We start from the raw sequence: 21,782 nt of genomic DNA, 5'->3' as shown, positions 1-21,782 counted from the left end.
TGATAACCCTTATCAACTGTCACTCATCACCAATGGAATTTATTATGAAAAACTTGAAACTGATATTTGTGTTAGCCGCAGTGATAGGGCTGAGCGCCTGTCAATCTAAAGTAGAATACGGCGATGCCACTGAAGTCGAAACTGTTAACGAAAACTTTGGTTCAACCGATTTGCAAGACATTGCAGCTAAAATGGTCGACAGCATGATGACATTCCCACCAGTGGTTGTTATCACCCAAAATAATCGTCCAATTATTTTTGTAGATAAAATTAAAAATAAAACCTCTGAGCATATTGATACTGAATCTGTTACCGACACGATTAGCAACAAGTTATTACGCTCTGGTAAGTTCCGTTTTATCGACATGACGAAAGTGGACACAGTGCGTAAACAGCTAGACTATCAAAATAATGCAGGTATGGTCGACCCAACAACTGCCATAAAATTTGGCCGCCAAATTGGCGCTCAGTATATGTTATACGGCAACTTATCGAGCATCGTTAAGCAAGATGGCAGCACTAAAGACGTTTACTACAAAATGACTATGCGTTTAATGGATCTTGAAACAGGCTTAATTGAATGGTCTGATGAAAAAGAAATTCGTAAAGTTAAGTCGAAGTCATTTTTGGGCTTGTAATACACAAGCACATAGCAATAAAGCCGACATTGATGTCGGCTTTTTCATACACCCAATAATAAGTTAGGAACACTAACGTGAAATTGTTATCCACTGAATTGTTTAGTCCACGGGTTATTAAAACCGCTTTTGTTGCATTATGTTGTGCCAGCGTGTTCAGCTGCAGTAGCTCACTTTCAACCTCATCATTACAACGTGATGGTTCGGCTTACATCAGCCAAGCACAAGCGCAAGCACGCGCCAAAGTAGTATCAAATGTACAATACGATTTAACCTTCTTTTTAAGTGAACACAGCCAATTCAGTGCCATCTCAACAGTACACTTTGACTTAAGCAGTGTGCCTAAATCGTTAACGCTCGATCTCAATAAAGCCAACATTAAACAATTTATCATTAACGGCACCAAGGTTTACCCTAACTACAACGGCGCTTACATTGTTATTAATCAAAGTTTATTGGTCAGTGGCAACAACACAGTGATTGTCGAGTTTACCCGCGAGCACAGTACCAATGGCGAAGGATTGCATCGCTTTGTTGACCCAGTAGACAATAAAGTTTACCTGTATTCACATTTTGAACCTGCTGCCGCGCAACAAATGTTTGCCGTTTTTGACCAACCAGACTTAAAAGCCACCTACCAAATAAATGTACATGCTCCAAAAGACTGGCAAGTGATCAGCGCCATGCGTGAAACCAATGTGGTGGACCAAGGCGATACCAACCTTTGGAGCTTCCCTGTTACCCCAAAATTAAGCCCATATAACTTCTCGATGCATGCGGGCCCATATAAAGTCTGGGAAGACAATTCAGGCCGCTACCCTATGCGCTTATTCTCACGCCAATCGGTTGCCGAGCAAGTCACCCCACAAGATTGGTTTACTTACACCAAACAAGGCCTAGACTTCTTTGACCGCTACTTTGGTATTGCTTACCCATTTAAAAAGTACGATCAAGTATTAGTACCAGACTTTTTATACGGCGCGATGGAAAATGCGGGGGCAATTACCTTCTCAGAAGATCGTTTCTTATTTAATGCCAAAATGACCGCCGAGCAAAAAGAACGTTTAGCCGGGGTTATCATGCATGAAATGGCTCACCAATGGTTTGGTGACCTAGTTACCATGAAATGGTGGAATGGCTTATGGTTAAACGAAAGTTTTGCTTCATTTATGGGCACATTAGCCACCAGCGAAGCGACTGAGTTTAGCCATGCTTGGCGCACTTTTTATGCCTCTGGTAAACAAGCGGCATATCATCAAGACAGCCTAGTGACCACTCACCCAATTGAAGTGCCTGTGGCTACTAGCCAAAATGCATTTGATAACATTGACGCTATAACCTATCAAAAAGGCGCTTCAACCATTAAACAGTTGCGACACCTTTTAGGCGAAGAAACCTTCCGCCGTGGTGTGAGCCAATACTTGCAACAGTACAGTTACCAAAATGCAGAACTCAACGATTTTATCAATAGTTTAGCCAAAGCCAGCGGCCGCGATTTATCGCTATGGACCAAAGAGTGGCTATACGCAGCAGGCGTTAATACCATCAAGGCGCAATACACTTGCCAAGGCAATCAAATAGCCTCATTTGCTCTAATACAAACCGCAGAAGACAGCCAACACCCTACTTTGCGCGAGCAACGTGTACAAATCGGATTGTTTAACAAGCTACGTTATGGTTTAGAAATGCAGCAGTCAATCGCAGTAACCTATAAGGGCGCTTATACCGAGGTTAAAGAGCTGATTGGAGAGATTTGTCCAGATTTAGCCTATCCAAACTACGACGACTGGGGTTTTGTTAAAGTAGAATTAGACCCAAAATCATTTACGACGGCTAAACAATTACTAAGCCAAGTAAGCGATCCGCTTCTACGTTCTATGTTATGGCAAAGTATGTGGGACAGCGTGATAGACGGTAAGACATCACTGGATCAATTCTTAAATATTGCCCTGATTAATGCACCGCTAGAAAAAGATTACACCATTTTAGGTCAAGTGCTAGATAACATGCAGCGAGCCAAAAGCTACCTTGATCTTATGGCACCAATGCATGCCAGTTATAATAGTAAAATATCAAAAGCACTCAGCCAAATGAGTTTGCGTATGAGTATGGAAAGCTATCGTAACCGCGATTTTCAACGTCGCTGGTTTGATGCCTACATCAGCTTATCAAGCCACGGAGATGCGCTTGGTCATATTCAATTGTTACTGCAAAGCAAGAGCCATATTAAAGGCTTAAGCATAGATCAAGACCTCCGTTGGGCTATGATCCGCCAGCTAAATCGTTATGATTACGGCGACGCTCAGGCATTATTAGCGAGAGAAAAACACCTTGACCAATCAGACTCAGGTGAAAAAGCCGCGATTGCTGCTGAAGTTGTTCGTCCGCAGTCATCACTAAAGCGCCAGTGGTTAAATACCATTGAACATAACGACAGCATGGCATTTTCAAAAGTGCGCGTTGCAATGTATAACCTATACCCTGCTGAACAAAAGCTATTAAGTGCTGCCACTGCCGAACAACGCTTTGCAAACTTACAGCTTATGGATGATAAAGGGCCAGTATTTATGCGCAGCTTTGCAGCACAGCTTATTCCAACCGATTGTAGTTCGAGCAATATCGATGCGATAAGCCAGGTACTAAACAGCGAAACAGGTTTATCACAACTGGCCAGACGCGCGCTGCTAGAAGCTCGCCAACAAGAACAACGTTGTGTGAGTATTAAACAAAAGCTGAACTAATATCCATAATGTAATCAACACGTAAAAAGCCGGAGCAATCCGGCTTTTTTATGCTTGTATCTATAATGATGATAAATTGTGGCGGTATCTCTGAGATAGTAATCCTATCAATATTAACCCGTACGTAATGCTAATATTTTGCTGATATCTAAAGGCGGTTGAAACTGACTAAATGATTTATGGGTTTGATCAACAGCATGAATTGACATGCGATCCGCCAGCTCATTGCCTTCTATGCCAATGTGCGCTGCGACATGCTTAATGCAAAGCTTGTCTTTAAGGGTTTCATAGAGCTCATGCGCTTGTTTAATAATATCTAAGTTCGCAATTTCACCGCCTTTGCGGGTCCAGCCTTTTGATTTCCAACCATAAGCCCACTCGCTAATGCAATTAATAGAATATTGCGAGTCACTCATAACACACACCGTTTGACTGTTTTCGATGGCATTTTTTGCCATAAGTAATGCCTGATATAAAGCATTCAATTCGGCGGTATTGTTGGTGCCATTTGGGTTAAACAAACCAAACCATAACTCAGCCAGTTGACCTTGATGATACACCGCAATCCCAGAACCTGCTTTACCAGGGTTAGGTTCACACCCTCCATCGGTGTATATCACCACATCATACCGGCTTATTACCGACTCGTTATCGCTTATGGTTTTGATAGAACCACTAGCATTATTTTTAAGAGACTCTGATGCCGACGGTTTAGCTGCAGGTTTTGCCGCAGCACGACCAATACTGCTGTGCGGCGACTTGGCAAAAGCCGCTTTTGCTTCAGCTTCAGTGGCAAATGATTTGTATTTAGCCTGAGGAAACTTATCAACTGATCGCTTGGTGACATCCCAACTGGTAAAAATACCCGTCTCACGCCCAGCCCAAACTACATAATACTTCTTTGCCATTGTGGTTAATCCTTGCCAAATCAATGTCGCATCATGCCACGATTAATTTGGGCTTTAAAACAAAACCTGCAAGATAAGCAGGTTTTGCTGATTGTTTATTCAAATAAATCCAAGCCACAAGAGCATTAATTGACAACAATAGGTCCATCGATATGCTGATGATTCACCCCGCCAGAGCCTGCACTCACAATCTCAAGCCCTTTAGTATTACTCACGTTAATGCCACCAGAACCATCACTAATGGTCACCTTACCATTAACCTGGTCGATATTAATCGACCCAGAACCATCGCTAACGTCAATATCACCCATAACATGTGAGATATTGATAGAGCCTGAGCCGTCTTGTAATGTCACATTGCCATTAACATCTTTCATATTAATCGAACCCGAGCCGTCAGCCAAGGTAACCGCACCAACATGGTCAATCACAATACTGCCTGATCCGTCTTTGAGCTTAATCGAGGCTGAAACATCGGTTATCTTAATCGAACCAGAACCGTCGGTTATGTCTAACGCTAAAGTCTCGGGTACAGTGATTAGCACATCGATAAAAGGAGATTGTTCCATAAAACCGTTAGACTGAATATCGGCAACAAACATGGCATTGTCGCCTTGCTTGTTTAGGGTTAATTCAATCTCAACATCGTCACTGTCTTTATCAGTATAAATATCCGCGGTGACTTCAATTTGCTTTTGTCCTTCAATACCTTTGACGGTTAATTTACCGGCGCCAGTATTAGCCACTAATTTGCTCAGAGATTGGCTGTCTAGGGTCATTTTTTGTTGGGAATGTGTTAGCTCCGCATTCACTTGTGCTGAATCCGATAACGAAAATACCGACTCGGCTTCGGTGTATGAAGCGCCAAAAATAGTCGATCCTAGTACCAAACCCACAGTTAGGCTAATGGTCGCAATTCGAATAGACATAGGTTAAATTCCTTTTAATAGAGTTTCGAAATAGAATAGGCTGATAGATAAGGTTAGCCGTAAACTGACTAATTCATATCTTCACCTTGATAGCTATGACTAAGCATGTTTCATACCAAAAATGTAAGCAATTGTTTTATAACAATTTGCAATGATTTTTTAAAATATTATTTGAGCTGAAAAATTAACAAATCACCTAAAACAACACAAAGTGGTGAATATCACTATCCATACATTCAATACTGAATAACGACAACTTATGACAACAACTCAACACGATCACCTTCATTGCATCAATATTATTGTCGGCTCTACCAATCCGGTAAAAATAAATGCCGCCAAAAATGCCATCGCGCAGTATTACCCCAATAGCACTGTGCGCTGCCAAGGTATGCATGCCCCCTCGCTAGTGGCAGAACAGCCGATGAGCGAAGCCGAAACCAAACTAGGCGCGATTAATCGCGCTCGATATTGTCAACAACAGGCACAAGCTGCAGACTTTTATGTGGCAATGGAAGGCGGTGTAGACCATTTTGATCATGGCCCTGCAACATTTGCTTATATGGCAATTATCAGTAATGACACCTTATCTGTTGGTCGCAGTGCTAACTTACCCTTACCACTGACAGTATATGATGCTCTAGCCGCTGGCGAAGAACTGGGTCATGTGATGGACCGAATGTTTAGCACCCAGAATATTAAACAAAAAGGCGGCGCAATAGGCCTACTCACACAAGGTTTAGCCACCCGCGAAAGCATTTATACTCAGGCCCTGCTACTGGCCATGACTCCCTTTATTAATGCGGAACTATTTAATGACTCAACACACTAGTACTTCATGCAACGCAGTCGATACCATAATCCGTCCACTCACGGCGCAAGATGATACCGCCATTGCCGCAGTTATTCGTGAAGTGTCGGCAGAATATGGGTTAACCCCAGATAAAGGCTTTAGCGTTGCAGACAAAACCCTCGACTGCTTAAGTGAAGTTTATCAAGCACAAGGCTCACAATATTGGGTGATTGAATACCAAGGTAAAGTGGTTGGCGGTGCTGGCGTTGCAGCGCTTGTGGGGAATATCGGCGTGTGTGAACTGCAAAAAATGTATTTTTGTCGTGCAATTCGCGGTCAGGGTATGGCCAAAAAACTCACTAAACAGTGCATTGAGTTCGCCAAACAACAAGGCTATAAATCGATGTATTTAGAAACTACTGCAGTGTTAATCGAAGCCTTAGCACTCTATGAGAAATTAGGATTTAACCACTGCCAGCATTTAGGTGAAACCGGTCACGATGCTTGCGAAATCGCAATGATAATGGGTTTATAGCTTAAAACGCATTACTTTAATCTCAATAACACGTTGCTATAGAGTGTTTTTTAAGCAGTCTTCTCCTAACAGTTTGATAGCGCTTTGCAAGTAGATAAAAGCTTGGTAGCCTCAAATTAAGCACATTCCATAGGAGGAAGGTAATGGAATATCAACGTATCGGACATTCTACGCTCGAGGTCAGTAAAATTTGCCTCGGGACTATGACTTGGGGTGAACAAAATACCCAAGCACAAGCTTTCGCTCAACTTGACTATGCCATTGGCCAAGGCGTTAACTTTATTGATACCGCCGAAATGTATCCTGTGCCACCTAAAGCTGAAACTCAAGGCGAAACCGAACGCATTCTAGGTTGTTACTTAAAAGCGCAAGGTAATCGTGACGAGCTCGTTATCGCCAGCAAAATTGCCGCACCAGGTGGGAAAGGTGACTATATTCGCGACAATATGGCCCTAGACTGGCGTAATGTGCATCAAGCTGTGGATGACTCATTAAGTCGCTTACAGATAGACACTATCGATTTATACCAAGTGCATTGGCCAGACCGAAATACCAATTTCTTTGGCGAAATGATGTATGAGCACGATGAAGATGAGCATTACACGCCTATTTTAGACACCCTTGAAGCTCTCGGCGAAGTGATAAAGCAAGGTAAAGTCCGCTATATCGGGATTTCGAATGAAACCCCATGGGGCTTTATGAAATACCTTAAGTTAGCTGAAAAACACGATTTACCACGTATTGTGAGTGTGCAAAATCCCTATAACTTGCTTAACCGCAGTTACGAAATTGCCATGTCTGAAATTAGCCATCGTGAAAATGTGCCATTGCTAGCCTATTCACCACTAGCGTTTGGTACCTTAACGGGTAAATATGAAAATGATCAGTGGCCAGAAGGAGCGCGCTTAACGGTGTACAAACGTTTTGCTCGTTACAACAGCACACCGGTTGCATTGCAAGCCACCCAAGCTTATATCGATCTAGCACGTGAGTTTGGCTTAACCCCTACAGAAATGGCTTTGGCATTTGTTAATAGCCGTAAATTTGTGGCAGCGAATATTATTGGCGCAACTGATCTGCATCAGCTCAAACAAAATATCGACAGTCATAAAGTGACATTATCGACTGAGTTAATGACTAGGATTAACGAGCTGTCAGCGCTTTACCGTTTTCCTTGCCCGTAAACTCGCAACATTAAGTTAATTAACTAACTTGTAACATTAAGCTTATTACCGACAAAACCTTGCATTAGGCATCAAGATCACTGAAGATCTTTATGCCTTTTATTTTGATAAAGAACCCCATATTCATGAAGTCGATATCCCCATTTCCGTCTCAAGCGCCATTTGATCACCAGGCCATTCGTGATCAATTCCCGGCACTCAAACAGACTCTAGGCGATCATCCTTTATGTTATTTAGACACCGCCGCAACCAGCCAAAAACCTCAGGCTGTGATTGATGCAATGAATGAGTATTATCAGCTCAACAATGCCAATGTTCACCGTGCAGCACACCAATTATCAGCTCGGGCTACCAGCCAATATGAAGCTGTTCGCCAGCAAGTTGGCCACTTTATTAATGCATCAAAGCCGCAAGAAATTATTTTTACTCATGGCACAACCGAATCCATCAATATGGTGGCATATGGCTTAACAGAACAGCTAAAAGCTAATGATGTGATCTTAATTGATACTGCAGCGCATCATGCCAACATCGTCCCTTGGCAAGAGCTGGCTAAACGCACTGGGGCGGTGATTAAACCGATACCGCTTACAGCTAATGCTCAGCTTGATATTGACGCCTATGACCAACTATTAGCATGCAAGCCTAAACTCGTCGCGTTATGTCATGTATCCAACGCGTTAGGCACAGTAAACCCAATTAACGACCTAATAGCTAAAGCTAAAAATGCCGGTGCATTAACCTTAATCGATGGCGCACAAGCAGTTGCCCACCTTGATATCAATGTACAACACATTGATTGTGATTTTTATGTCTTTTCTGGTCATAAAATGTATGGTCCAACAGGTGTCGGGATTTTATACGGCCGCTTTGAGCAACTAGATGCATTAACACCCATGCTCACTGGCGGCGAGATGATCAAAACCGTTAGCTTTGATCGTACTGAATATGGTGAGCTGCCAAACAGGCTTGAGGCAGGTACGCCAGCGATTGCTGAAGTAATAGGTTTGGGCGCCGCAATTACATTTTTACAGGGCTTACCACGCCAAGACATAGCAATACACGAGCAGCAGTTAATGGGTTATTTACAACAGCAATTGCTTAGCGTGGGAGATATAACTCTATATGGAATTGCAGATAGCCCACAGCAGAACAATATTGGCTCTGTGGCATTTAATGTCGCAGATGAGCACCACCAAGATGTTGGCATATTATTAGATCAACAAGCTGTAGCGGTGCGCTGCGGTCATCACTGCGCAATGCCGCTGATGAGTGAACTTAATTTAGCAGGCTGCTGCCGCGCTTCAATTGGTATCTACACTAATAAGCAAGATATTGATCAATTTATTCATGCGTTAAATACGGTAAAAGAGTTACTGTTATAACTTGGCAACCTACTCGCTTTATGAGACAACACAGTTAATGACCCAAATTAGTGCAACTAACACACCAGACAGTCTGTTATTTATCTCGCTACCTGCAGAGCTAACAACAGCAGTTACCCAGATAGAGCAAGCTAAAAGCTGGCAAGACAAATATCGTCACATCATGCTGCTCGGTAAACAATTACCCACATTAGCTGATGAGTTCAAGCAAGCTGATGCTCAAGTTAAAGGCTGTGAAAGCCAAGCCTGGTTATATCATCATCAAAAAAACGACCAACATTTTTATATCGCAGACAGCGATGCGCGGATTGTTAAAGGATTAATCGCCATTTTACTCGTGGCAACTCAAGGGAAAACCACTGCACAAATAAGCCAATTCGAAGTAGCTACTTATTTTGATCGCTTAGGCCTCAGTGGCCAGCTAAGTCCTTCAAGAACCAACGGACTCAATGCATTAGCCGAAGCAATAAAACGTTACGCCAAAGAGAGTGTCACCTAAAAAAGTGCCACCAATATAGGCCTCAACTAAGGAATAATAATGACCCTAAAAGTCTGCAACCCAACACGCCGCCACATCTTAAAAGGCCTTGGAGCAGCCACATTATTAAGTCCACTTTGTACGCTTCCAGCTTGGGGAGCCCAATCTCACCGTCTGTATGTTGACGGGTTGTCCTTTTTACCCAATGACATCAATGATGTTAAAGCCTCAAAACTCGATGCTTTTATCGCTGACGTTTCGGCAATTGAAACCATAGAGCAAAGCGATGGTACCAAAAACTATAAACGCACTTATCAAGCATGTATTAACAGCATTAAACAAGCAGTAAACTCGGTTAATGCTAACCCTGACGTATACTTGCAAGGCCTCACGGGCACAGATATCGAAAAAGCTCGCTCGCAACAACGCACCGCTGTGTACTTTCAAATCCAAGGTGCTGATTGTGTCGAAGCCGATGGCATCTCAGTAAACGGCAATCTTCCAATTTGGCCACAACTAGACTCACTGCATCAACACGGGCTACGAGTATTACAACTGACTCATCACTACGGCAATCGTTTTGCGGGTGGTGCATTAGATAATAATGGTAACCAGGGCCTTAATAAGCCACTTACCGACGCGGGCCGTGAACTGATTGCAGAACTTAACCAAAGAAACATTCTTATTGATGTCAGTCACTCAAGCGAACAAACCGCACTTGATACAGCCAAAGCCAGCCAATCGCCCATTGTGCTGAGTCATGGCGCAGCCAGACACTTTGTCAATCATGCACGCTGCTCGTCAGATGAGGTAATCCGTGCAATAGGCGACAGCGGCGGTGTATTTGGAGTGTTTATGATGAGCTTTTGGCTAACAAACAACCCCACTCCAACCATAGAAGATTACATCGATCAGCTTGAATATATCGCTAAAGTCGGTGGTGTCGATTGTGTAGCCATCGCCAATGATTTCCCACTTCGGGGCCAAGAAAACCTTATAGCATTAAATAACAATAACAGCGAAGGCGTAAAAGAGTACCTTGACTGGTGGCACAGCCTGCAAAGTAAAAACGTATTAGGGTTTGACGTAGAGCCTAAACACGTAGTGATCCCAGAGTTTAATCATATCGATCGCATGAGCCGCATTGATGACGCGCTCAAAAAAGCCCGTTTTAAATCATCAGATCGCGATCGTTTTATGGGCGGAAACTGGCAAAGAGTGTTAAAGAAAGTATTAGTGTAAATAGACTAGAGGCCGAAAATTCAATATCCAGCCTCTAGTCTATATTGCAACGTTCTTAAAATGGGAAAAAATATGGTATCGCTAGCAATACTATTGCGGAATACACAATAGACAATGGCAGACCTAAACGCACAAAATCGCTTAGCTTATAGTTGCCCGCGTTGTATACCATTAGGTTAGTTTGATAACCGTAAGGAGAAATAAAGCTCGCGCTTGCACCGAACACCACAGCCATAATAAATGGGCGAGGATCTACGCCAAAGCTAATGGCTATAGCATAAGCGACCGGGAATGCTAACGCCGCGGCAGCATTGTTGGTTATCAGCTCTGTGACGATTAAAGTGATAAAGTATACGCCAACAAATGCAGCAAACACACCATAACCACTAAACACACTTAATAAGCCTTGGGCCATTTGATCTGCTAAGCCAGTCGTCACCATTAAGTTGGCTAATCCCAGAGCACTGCCGACGATAACCACTAACTCTAGCGGAAATCGACGCTTGAGTTCCGTTAATGTCACCGCGCCAATTACCACATAGCTTAGCAGTAATAGCACTAACCCTTTGGCTAATGGTAATACTTCAAAGATGCTCGCTAAGATGGTTAAGGCAAATCCTGCTAACACCCAATTACCGCGTTTTTCATCCAATCGAACGCTGAGGTCTAAACCGCTAATGGCGGCAAAATCTGTAGTTAAATTAGGGTATTTAAAAAAACGGTTGCCAGGGGTTAATAACAATATGTCCCCTGGCTGTAAAACGATATCACCCAACCCACCGTTCAAAGGTGTGTGCCCACGGCGAATAGCCATTACCGCAGCGTCAAACACCTCACGAAATCGTGAATCTTTTAAGGTGGTACCCACTAAACTCGATGATGGCGCTAACACAGCTTCCACCAAATTTTGACCTTTAGCATGTTGTTTGCCGAACCACTCTAAACCATCAAATTGATGCAATAATTCAACTGATTCAACTGCGCCACTGAACCGCAACACGTCATCTGCTTGCAACACCATTTGTGGTGGCACAGGGCAAATACGAATGCCGCTTCGCTCTAATTCAACTAAGTAGAGTTTTTTTAGTGCACGTAAACGGTTATGAATAACACTATTACCCACCAAAGTTGAGGTCTTAGCAACATGAGCCTCAAGTAAATAGGGCAATGCTTCATCTTCAGTTTCTTCACGTCGGTCAGGTAAAAAGTTAGCGAGAATGGTCAGTAAGGTTAAGCCGCCGACAACAACCAACACACCCACTTGCGAAAACTCAAAAAATCCCAGTGGTTTAAGACCTGCATTTTCCACAAAAGAGTTAACGATCAAATTAGTTGAGGTACCTATTAACGTTAAAGTGCCCCCGAGGATCGCGGCATAATTTAACGGCAGTAATAGCTTAGAAGGTGCATGAGTGGGATTACGACGCACAACACTAATCATAGATGCCACAACAGCGGTATTATTAGTGAATGAAGAGAGTAAAGCTGTTGATAAACCTAATTTAACCAAGGTTGGGAATAGAGAGCTTCTTCCGATAACATAACTTAACTTACCTAATAAAGAAGTCTTTTCTAATGCCGTTGCAGCAAGAACTAGCAAAACTAAAGTAATTAAACCATTGTTTATAAAACTACTTAAAATAACGTTTAAATCGGCTAACCCAAATAAATAACATGCTAAAGATGCAAAAAAAAATAATGCAACAGGAGAACTAACCCCTGCAATTAGCCCAATAACTAACCCTAACAATATGACCGATAACAACCAAATTTCGCCCATGTTTACACCCAATCAAGCTGATATTAAATGTATAAATACACCCTATTCTAACGCGCCAGATAATACATGTATTTACATCAGCCAGTATAAAAATATTGCAATTTATTTGGATAAAAAACAATCAAATGGCCTGCCTCTATCGTTCTCCATTACCTAATATGCTGTCTACACAGCGGGGTTAAATTTGTGACTATAGCGCTTTGGCTGCAGCCTCTAAATCGATTGTGTGTTTATCTGTGTTTGGCTCAAACCAGTGTAAGCTGTCTGCCAGTTCAACCACTTCACCAATAATCATTAATGCTGGCATCTGCAACGCTGGGTCTGCCGCTAACTGTGCTAACTCACCCAATGTCCCAAAAAAACGTTGTTGCGATGATGTAGTGGCTTTTGACACGATAGCCACTGGGGTGTCAGCGTTTCGGCCAGCACCAATAAGCCCCTCGCTAATAATGTTGGCATTTAAAATCCCCATATAAACCACTAAAGTGTTATTAGGATTGGCGTAACCTTGCCAATCCATTGGGCGACTGGCTAGCTGGCAATGTCCGGTAATAAACGTGACACCTTGCGCATAATCACGATGTGTTAACGGGATCCCTGCGTAAGCAGACGTGCCACTGGCAGCTGTAATCCCCGGAACCACCTCAAAGGCAATGCCTGATGCCACTAATGTTTGTAACTCTTCACCACCACGACCAAAAATAAAGGGGTCGCCACCTTTTAGACGTACTACGTTTTTACGGGTGTACGCTTTAGTCACTAATAGCTGATTAATTTCATCTTGAGCGGCACTGTGTTTGCCAGCGCGTTTGCCTACGGCAATTTTTTCAGCGCTATTTGGAATAAGATCTAAAATATCCTGGCTCACTAATGCATCATATAATACTGCATCTGCGTTTTTCAGAATGCGATAGGCTTTTAGGGTTAGCAGTTCAACGTCACCAGGACCTGCGCCAACTAACCATACTTTGCCTTTGGCCTTATGACCCGGCATCGATACTAATTCCATCACATCTACCTCAAGATAATTTACTATGTTCAAATATAGCGGTTTCTATATTCCATATACAATAGTAAAAAGTTAGTTTTTATAACCAAAAGGAATATGCAGTAAATTAATCAATTTACGACACCAAAACGTATAAGCTAACCCGATAAGTACACAATAACGAACTTTGTTCGACAAAAGCTGCACAATTGATAACAATGTGTATCAAGAGTTCATACTGACAATTTTGCTAATGGATAATGCAATGATAAAAAGCACTCAATACCTTGGAATATCACTGTTGCTTCTAGGCAGTATTAACACCGCATTTGCTGAAGACTCACTAGTAGAAGAACGCGTTAAAAGAGAGCTAGCCACCTCAGAAAAGCCTTTTGTACTGACGCCGCACAAAGCAAACTACCTATTACCGGCAACGTATCAAACCAGAACTAACCCTGGGCCATTCGAAGCGAAATATCCCGACGACGACATTAACATTGATAAGTTAGAGGCTAAGTTTCAAATCAGTTTTAAGTTTCCGGTTTGGTATAACGTGTTTGGCGATAACGGTCATTTGTTCTTTGCTTATACCAATCAATCCTATTGGCAAGTTTATAACCAAGATGCTTCGTCGCCGTTTCGTGAAACTAACCATGAACCTGAAGTGTTTATGTTGTTTAACAACGACTGGAAAATTGGCGGTTTTACTAATTCATTTTTAGGATTTGGTGCGGTCCATCAATCTAATGGGCAAACGACTGAATTATCACGCAGCTGGAACCGTATTTACGGCAGCGCCGTATTTGATAAAGGTCCATTCGCACTAGGATTAAAAGTATGGTGGCGTATTCCTGAAGATGAGAAAGAAATGCCTAATTCTGCGGATGGCGATGATAACCCCGATATTAACGATTATATGGGTAACTTTGAACTCACGGGTGTCTATGGTCTAGATGAGCATCGATTTACAATGTTATTGCGCAATAACTTTGAATCCCCAAATCGTGGTGCAGTAGAGTTAACCTGGAGTTACCCGATTATCGGTAATCTGCGCGTATATACTCAATACTTTAATGGTTACGGTGAAAGCCTTATCGACTACAACCACCATAATCAGCGTTTTGGTATTGGTATTGCGTTAAACGATATTTTGTAACTCGTACTCATTACATACTCAGGACTCTAGATAAATATAAAAAAGGTGACCAATTTGGTCACCTTTTTATTTACTTATTAAAACGAGTTTTGAACTACTTAGCGCTGGCTTTGCTGTTCACTTTAGAACCAATCACAATGCCTTTATCAGTAAAGTCGACAGACATGTTTAAACGCATGTCGTAATCTTTTAATACCGATAACTCTTCTGGCATTGGCTCGCCGCTCATTTCAATCATGTCCACTAACGGCATAAACATTTTTTGATAATCGACGGCAAAGTCAAAAAATCCATTCGCGTTTAATGTTTGTTTGTAAAGGCCATCAGCCAATTCGGTGCCTCTGTCGCCAGTGTAAACTACTAGATGATTACCTTTAATTGCCACTTTTGCACTGACACCATACTCAGGAGGTAGCATTAACATTGGCGTGATATCAACTGGGTCGCCATTGTCTTTCAGATCAATACTTGCCAACGGTGGGAAGAATGGCTTAGCCATATCAATTAACATCATTGGATTATCAGCCGAAATACTGATTAAGGCATCAAGCTTCTCAAAGCTTGGCTCACCATTGGTTTCCGCTAATTTGTAATCAGCTAGCGTAACACTCATACCTTTAACGCCGTTGGCCATACCGGTCATCATACCGACCATTGCAGGATTTAATTCATCTAGCTCACCCTGCATTTGTGCAAGAGCTTCACACTGATAACTTGGCGTTTGTAAGTCTTTCCATATTTCGTTCAATGCTGGCGCTAATTGATTAACATCAATGCCTAATCCAAGTGATAAAATATTCTCGTGGTCGCTATTATTAAACGATGGAATAAAGCCGCGCATTTTGTTCAATGCAGACAAAATGACTTGGTTATTACTTTCAACCACAACCGCAGCATCAATGGTGCTTTCTGCACGGCTAATAGAGTAACTGTTAAGCCCCATTACTGTGCGTGGCCAGTTAGCGGCAATAGCGGCAAACTCCGCTTGGCAAGTCGGTGTTTTCAGCTCGGCAAGTGGATCTTCACCTTGTGTTTCAGCCATTTTGCTAATTTGTTTAGCAAGCATGTTGCCGTCAGTGGTTGTTAAGCCTTTAACCAGTTCAACATGGTTAATAAAGCTGATACTGTCTTGCATAAAACCATGTGTTTTAGCAATGTCTTGCAACATCGTGGTGCCACTTAGTGGGTTATCTACTTTTTTCTCACTCAATGCAGTTTCAAGTAGTGCCACATCATTTACCGAGGTGTTTAACGTGACGGTTAACCAACCTTGCTTTTCAGAAAAGATAACACTGATTTGCTCTTTGTCATCTGCATCGGTTAACGCATAAGCGCGGTATTCACTTTCGCCAGCCTTACCCGTGGTATGCACTAAACCGCTGTCTTGCTCAGCACGGTCAAGCTCGGCCCAAAATGCAGCAGGATTACTTAACTGAGTTTTCATCACAGGCAAAGCACCCAGTGTATAAAAATAACTTTTTATCGAATCAGCTAAACCATAAGTGCTAAGCAATGCATCTGGTGTAGGTAGCAATGTCATGTATTGCTTATATAGGCTTACAAAAAAGCGCTCTTGTGGGCTTGAGCTATCATCAATTTGAAGTAACTCATCAATACCCTGAGCTTGGTAATTGCCCGCAATGCTATACAAATAGTCTTTTAGTGGAAATGGCGCTAACTGTCCTGAAAACGCTAATGTGTCTGCTGGGATATAATCAAGCATTGGATCACTTGTACCCACTGATGATCCTTGTTGTGTCAGTAAATATCCACCAGCACCGACGGCTAATACCACAGCAGCAATTGCCATTTTATTCATCTATAAACTCCAATTTATATGACTGTTAACTCTTCCATGAAATGAGTTAGCGTTAAATTTTATTTGAACTAAGTACGAATTATCAATTACATCGATAAACAGCGCATTAATTTAACATTAATTGAACCATTTGGCATCAGCTGAGGCTTAACAACAAAAAATAAACAAAAAAATAACAAAGAAGTTAGACGATAGCTGAGCAAAATAAATGATGACGTAGAGAGAGGAGATGTGATTTAACGATTAAGAGGCTACCCGATAACCCATGTACATCAGGGTTATCGGGGCTAACTCAAATGATTGCTTATACGCTAACAAGTCAATCAAAGTGCTCGAGGATGCGAGCGAAGCTTTTGAAGGTACGTGGATTGCAAAAACAATCCCAAAACGTCCACAAAAACCGTCTACGGGAACTTCTAAATCTAGACTATTATCGGCACTGATGCATGAAAATTTAAATAAAATTTACCCATTTTCATTTACCGCGGCAATTTCATCTAAACCATCATGAGGTATGTGGCGACTGTTACACCTGTTTACGCTTATTCACACTCGGTTTTATCCTATTAATTGAGCAAAAAATCGAACTAAAGCTCAGCAAAGCTGAGCTAATAATTCAAACTTTTGTATGACAAAATATAAATCGAAGAAAAAGAGGAAATTACTAAGCAGTCGAAATACGCACAAACATTTGATTATCATTCATCTGCGAGCTGCAGATGAATGATATAGCACGATAATTGTCTATCATGCATATGAAAGAAGATAAGCTAAATATCGAAGTGCAGACCACATTCGCGTTGCAAACCATTAAAACGAGTTTCTTCTTCGCTCATGCCAAGTTCAAGTGGCTTACTTGAATGCGTATCCCCTACCGACACATAACCTTGATCCCACAATGGGTGGTATGGCAAGTCATGTTCAGTCAAATACATGTGCACGTCTTTATTACTCCACTCAATGATGGGCAATAACTTAAACCGTTTGCCACTAATGGCTAAAATAGGTAACGCCTCACGCGTACTCGACTGGCTGCGACGCAAACCTGCAAACCAAGTATTTACGTTCAATTCAGCTAATGCACGCTGCATAGGTTCAACTTTATTGATGCGGTTATACTTTTCTAGGCCGTCAATCCCCTGCTCCCATAGCTTACCAAAGCGTGCTTCTTGCCACGCCTGGGTTTGACCCGCTTGGTACACTTTAAGGTTGAGGTTTAAACGTTCAGTTAACTTATCAATAAATTGGTAAGTCTCAGGAAACAAATAACCAGTGTCAGTTAAAATCACCGGGATATCACTTTGCGCTTGTGTGACCATATGCAACATCACCGCGCCTTGAATCCCAAAGCTTGACGATAACGCATGCTCACCTGGTAGGTAAGCTAAACCCCAAGCAACACGCTCTTGAGCCGTTAACCCCGCTAAAAACTGGTTAATGCTTTCGAGCGCGACCACTTGCTCAACTTTAGGCGCTGATAACAACGCCTGCAGTTGAGCGGGAGTGACACTATGATCGACGTCTGCATCTTTCGATGCAGTCGTTACCACTTCATTAGGCATGAAAATCCTTAGCGGCGTCATTAACCGCCTTCACAACGCCAATGCGCACTGTGAAGTTACCAAAGGTTTCGCCCGCATCGCGCTCTGTAGCGTAGCGGCCAAACAAGGCATCCAACTCAGCTAAAATTTCAGCTTCTTGAATGTTTTCTTTATGCATTTTGTTTAAACGCGTGCCTTCAAAGCTGGCGCCTAAATACAAGTTATAACGGCCAGGCGCTTTACCTACTAAACCAATTTCGGCGGCAAATGGACGGGCACAACCGTTTGGACAACCTGTCATACGCACCACAATTGATTGCTCGCTGATACCATGTTTAGCCTGTAGTGCATCAATGTGGTCGATAAATTCAGGGAAGTAACGCTCAGCTTCTGCCATGGCTAATGGGCATGTAGGTAACGCTACACAAGCAATTGAGTGCCCGCGAGTACCGCTTAATACTTGGCCTAATAATCCATGTTTACGTGCTAAACCTTCAATTTCAGCTTTGTCTTCTGCTGCGACACCGGCGATAATCATGTTCTGATTCGATGTCATGCGGAAATCACCTTTATGAATTTTGGCAATTTCACGTAAGCCTGTTTGCAAGGTTTGACCTGGCATATCTTTAATACGGCCACTTTCGATAAATAGCGTTAAGTGAAACTTATTGTCGATGCCTTCAACCCAACCATAACGATCGCCACGATCGCCTATGATGACGTCACGCTTTGGTTCAAATTTAACCCCTGCACGCTTTTCAACTTCTGCTTTAAATGCCTCATATCCATGGTCAACAATGGTGTACTTCAAACGCGCACGTTTACGAACAACACGGTTACCCCAATCACGCTGAACTGTCATGACTGCTTCTGCAAATTTAGTCACATCGTCAGTTTTAATAAAACCAAAGTCATCAGCTAAACGTGGGAAAGTTTCAACTTCACCGTGGGTAGAGCCCATGCCGCCGCCAGCAACTAAGTTAAAACCGACTAATTCACCGTCTTCTGCAACGGCAATAAAACCAAGGTCATTGGTATAAACATCGACATCGTTATCAGGCGGAACGGCAACAGCCATTTTAAATTTACGTGGTAAATAGGTTTTGCCGTACACAGGTTCAACGGTTTCGGTACCTAAGAGCTTTTCTTCATCTAACCAAATTTCAGCATAAGCGCGAGTATGTGGTAATAAATGATCAGATAAATGCTTAGCAACTGCGTAAGCCTGCGCATGTAACTTAGATTCGACCGGGTTTGGATTACACATCACGTTACGGTTTACGTCACCACAAGCAGCAATAGAATCTAGTGCTGCGCGATCAAGACCTTGGATCAAGGTTTTTAGATTACGCTTAGGAATGCCGTGGTATTGAAACGTTTGGCGCGTAGTTAAACGAATACTGTTTGAAGTGGTTAATGTTGATGAAATTTTATCAACTTCTAACCATTGAGCTGGAGTGCAGATACCGCCAGGTACACGAGCTCGCAGCATAAAGCTATGCAAAGGCTCTAGCTTTTGCTCTTTACGCTCATTACGTAAATCGCGATCGTCTTGCTGATAAAAACCGTGGAATTTAATTAACTGCTGATCGCCATCGCTAAACGAGCCGGTCACCTGGGTATCTAACCCACCTTGGATATCGCCGCGTAAGTAATCACTGTCGATTTTTAAATATTCGTTTACTGCTAACTTTTGCTCACTCATGGCCTGGGCCTCTCTTAATTCTGTTCAATTCATTAGTGCGATTGGGTATTGAAAACTAACCTAGACCGAATTTAATACACGTCTTTTTGGTAACGTTTTTCACTACGCAGTGTTTCAAGGTACGCTTCGGCGTCATCAGCGCTTAAGCCACCTTGTTCAACTGCTATATTCACTAATGCTTGATGTACGTCTTTGGCCATGCGTTCTGCATCACCACAAATATACACATGGGCGCCATCTTGTAGCCACTGCCATAAGGTTTCAGCTTGTTCAGCAATACGATGCTGCACATACACTTTATGGGCCTGATCGCGCGAGAACGCCACATCTAAACGTGATAAATCGCCGTTTTTAAGATACTGCTGCCACTCAACCTGATATAAAAAGTCTTGTTCAAAATGCGGGTTACCAAAGAATAGCCAACTGTTACCCGTTACACCGTCTGCCGCGCGTTGCTGCATAAAGGCGCGGAATGGCGCAACACCTGTACCAGGGCCAACCATAATGACTGGGGTCTCTGGATTTTCTGGTAAACGGAAATGGTTGTTAGGCTCAACATAAACGTTAACTTGTTGGCCCTCTTCTGCTGATGCTAAAAAGTGCGACGCTCCGCCAAAACGAGCGTGTCCTTGACGTTCATCTTCAACTAATGCAACCGTTAAATGCACTTCAGATTCTACTTCAGCCTGACTTGAGGCAATTGAATACAAGCGTGGTGTTAATGGACGCAACATATCAACTAGCTGTGTTGCACCGATCTTAGCAGGATAGGCTGCAATTAAGTCGGCTAACTGGTTTGATAATATAAATTGTCTAGTTTGCTCTTTGTCTTCACAAATTGCTGCAAGCTCTGCATTACCGCTCAACTCAGCCCAAGACTTAACAAGACCTGGGTATAACTGGGTTAATTCTTTCTTATCGGTTAACGCCGCTTTCAATGAATATGACTCTTTAGATACTGTGACGTTTTCGTCAGCCGCTAGGCCAAGGCCGTTAATCACTTCATCCACTAAGGCTTCGTTGTTACTAAACCATACGCCTAATGCGTCACCCACTTGGTACGTTAACCCTGACTCGCCCAAATCAATCTCAACATGGCGTACGTCACGGTCTGAATCACGACCAGTAATTTTTTGGCTTACTAGCACTTCAGCGCTGTATGGGTTTTGCTTAGTATATTGGCTTTCACCAATAGCAGCAGTTGCACCGATAGCGGTTACGCTGGCACCTGAGGTTTGAATGTGAGGCTTAGCAGCTTCGACTACACTGTCTTGCCATTGCGCAGCTGCATCTTCGTAATCAACATCACATTCAACGAGAGGCAGTAATGCTTTAGCACCAAGAGCACTTAGGCGAGCGTCAAAGTCTTTACCGGTTTGACAGAAGAACTCATAGCTTGAGTCGCCTAACGCCAAAACAGAGTAATGTAAGTTATCTAATTTAGGCGCACGTTTTGAGGCTAAAAACTTATGCAGCTCAATGGCATCATCCGGTGCTTCACCTTCACCGTGGGTACTCACAACAAGCAATAACACCGTTTCTTGCTTCAATTGGCGAACGTTATATTCGCCCATTGAAGTTAGATTAACAGCATAACCTTGTGCCTGTGCTTTAGCAGCTAATGCCTGCGCGACACCTCGGCCATTACCCGTTTGGCTACCATATAAAATGGTCACGGTTTGTGCTGCAGAAGTCTCTGCAACAGGCGTGCCTGCTGTTTGGCCCTGACTTGCACTTGCTGCCAAATAACCACTAACCCATGCAAGTTGCACAGACGATAATTCTGATGTGAATTGTTTTAGCTTGTCGACTTGCCCTTGAGACAATGGCGATGCTAGCGCTGAAAGTTCTTTTAACAACATAAGACGGCCTTATAACAGTGTAATGTGAGTTAGCTTACTACTAGGTTCGGAAACCAAAAAAGAATAAAAGATAATTTTTTATTCCATTTAGGAATATG

General features: G+C 42.6%; 17 protein-coding genes. 9 read left to right on the top strand and 8 right to left on the bottom strand.

What is annotated here, in order from left to right; translation table 11 throughout:
* Positions 1-44: 44 nt before the first annotated feature.
* Both lpoB and pepN read left to right on the top strand, forming a co-directional pair.
* Entirely contained in the window at positions 45-638 is a 594-nt protein-coding gene (lpoB, locus tag IEY40_RS17190) for a penicillin-binding protein activator LpoB (protein WP_188958353.1), read from the top strand.
* A 77-nt stretch (positions 639-715) separates the two neighbouring features.
* Positions 716-3,379: an aminopeptidase N gene (pepN, locus tag IEY40_RS17185; protein WP_188958352.1), complete on the top strand. Its 2,664-nt coding sequence runs from the start codon at positions 716-718 to the stop codon at positions 3,377-3,379.
* 113 nt (positions 3,380-3,492) lie between these two features.
* Here the strand turns inward: pepN and IEY40_RS17180 are convergent, their stop codons facing one another.
* A complete protein-coding gene (locus IEY40_RS17180) occupies positions 3,493-4,287 on the bottom strand; it encodes a ribonuclease H family protein (protein ID WP_188958351.1) in 795 nt (264 codons plus the stop codon).
* 125 nt (positions 4,288-4,412) lie between these two features.
* Positions 4,413-5,216, bottom strand: a complete 804-nt coding sequence (locus tag IEY40_RS17175; RefSeq protein ID WP_188958350.1) for a DUF4097 family beta strand repeat-containing protein — start codon at positions 5,214-5,216, stop codon at positions 4,413-4,415.
* A 259-nt stretch (positions 5,217-5,475) separates the two neighbouring features.
* On the opposite strand from IEY40_RS17175, the gene yjjX reads away from it, so the two are divergent.
* The 6 genes from yjjX (at position 5,476) to IEY40_RS17145 (ending at position 10,833) form a co-directional block, all read left to right on the top strand.
* Positions 5,476-6,048: an inosine/xanthosine triphosphatase gene (gene yjjX, locus IEY40_RS17170; protein WP_188958348.1), complete on the top strand. Its 573-nt coding sequence runs from the start codon at positions 5,476-5,478 to the stop codon at positions 6,046-6,048.
* Positions 6,032-6,544 (top strand): GNAT family N-acetyltransferase, encoded by a 513-nt coding sequence (locus IEY40_RS17165; protein WP_188958347.1) that lies wholly within the window; start codon positions 6,032-6,034, stop codon positions 6,542-6,544. The genes yjjX and IEY40_RS17165 overlap by 17 nt, the downstream gene beginning before the upstream one ends.
* Positions 6,545-6,687: 143 nt before the next feature.
* Complete coding sequence (locus IEY40_RS17160) at positions 6,688-7,728, top strand: NADP(H)-dependent aldo-keto reductase (RefSeq protein ID WP_188958346.1); 1,041 nt, start codon at positions 6,688-6,690, stop codon at positions 7,726-7,728.
* A 125-nt stretch (positions 7,729-7,853) separates the two neighbouring features.
* Positions 7,854-9,113, top strand: coding sequence for an aminotransferase class V-fold PLP-dependent enzyme (locus IEY40_RS17155; RefSeq protein ID WP_188958345.1), 1,260 nt, complete (start codon positions 7,854-7,856; stop codon positions 9,111-9,113).
* Positions 9,114-9,150: 37 nt separating this feature from the next.
* Entirely contained in the window at positions 9,151-9,612 is a 462-nt protein-coding gene (locus IEY40_RS17150) for a SufE family protein (protein ID WP_188958344.1), read from the top strand.
* 39 nt (positions 9,613-9,651) lie between these two features.
* Positions 9,652-10,833: a membrane dipeptidase gene (locus tag IEY40_RS17145; RefSeq protein ID WP_188958343.1), complete on the top strand. Its 1,182-nt coding sequence runs from the start codon at positions 9,652-9,654 to the stop codon at positions 10,831-10,833.
* A gap of 55 nt (positions 10,834-10,888) precedes the next feature.
* Here the strand turns inward: IEY40_RS17145 and IEY40_RS17140 are convergent, their stop codons facing one another.
* Together IEY40_RS17140 and cobA are read right to left on the bottom strand one after the other, a co-directional pair.
* Positions 10,889-12,613: an SLC13 family permease gene (locus IEY40_RS17140; RefSeq protein WP_188958341.1), complete on the bottom strand. Its 1,725-nt coding sequence runs from the start codon at positions 12,611-12,613 to the stop codon at positions 10,889-10,891.
* A 190-nt stretch (positions 12,614-12,803) separates the two neighbouring features.
* Positions 12,804-13,622, bottom strand: coding sequence for a uroporphyrinogen-III C-methyltransferase (gene cobA, locus IEY40_RS17135; RefSeq protein ID WP_188958339.1), 819 nt, complete (start codon positions 13,620-13,622; stop codon positions 12,804-12,806).
* A gap of 244 nt (positions 13,623-13,866) precedes the next feature.
* Between cobA and IEY40_RS17130 the strand changes: the two genes are divergently transcribed.
* Positions 13,867-14,757, top strand: coding sequence for a phospholipase A (locus IEY40_RS17130; RefSeq protein ID WP_188958337.1), 891 nt, complete (start codon positions 13,867-13,869; stop codon positions 14,755-14,757).
* A gap of 94 nt (positions 14,758-14,851) precedes the next feature.
* Here the strand turns inward: IEY40_RS17130 and IEY40_RS17125 are convergent, their stop codons facing one another.
* The 4 genes from IEY40_RS17125 to IEY40_RS17110 all read right to left on the bottom strand — a co-directional run bounded on the left by IEY40_RS17125 (position 14,852) and on the right by IEY40_RS17110 (position 21,684).
* The gene (locus tag IEY40_RS17125) at positions 14,852-16,576 is read right to left on the bottom strand and encodes a hypothetical protein (RefSeq protein WP_188958335.1); all 1,725 of its coding nucleotides are present in this window, start codon (positions 16,574-16,576) and stop codon (positions 14,852-14,854) included.
* Positions 16,577-17,346: 770 nt separating this feature from the next.
* Entirely contained in the window at positions 17,347-18,138 is a 792-nt protein-coding gene (locus tag IEY40_RS17120; protein WP_188958334.1) for a phosphoadenylyl-sulfate reductase, read from the bottom strand.
* Entirely contained in the window at positions 18,131-19,822 is a 1,692-nt protein-coding gene (gene cysI, locus IEY40_RS17115; protein ID WP_188958333.1) for an assimilatory sulfite reductase (NADPH) hemoprotein subunit, read from the bottom strand. The genes IEY40_RS17120 and cysI overlap by 8 nt, the downstream gene beginning before the upstream one ends.
* Before the next feature lie 71 nt (positions 19,823-19,893).
* Positions 19,894-21,684, bottom strand: a complete 1,791-nt coding sequence (locus IEY40_RS17110; protein WP_188958332.1) for an assimilatory sulfite reductase (NADPH) flavoprotein subunit — start codon at positions 21,682-21,684, stop codon at positions 19,894-19,896.
* Between the last annotated feature and the right edge of the window lie 98 nt (positions 21,685-21,782).

The sequence above is a fragment of the Shewanella ulleungensis genome (assembly GCF_014648315.1).
GTDB classification, from domain to species: domain Bacteria; phylum Pseudomonadota; class Gammaproteobacteria; order Enterobacterales; family Shewanellaceae; genus Shewanella; species Shewanella ulleungensis.
This window is presented reverse-complemented; position numbering and strand designations above follow the sequence as displayed.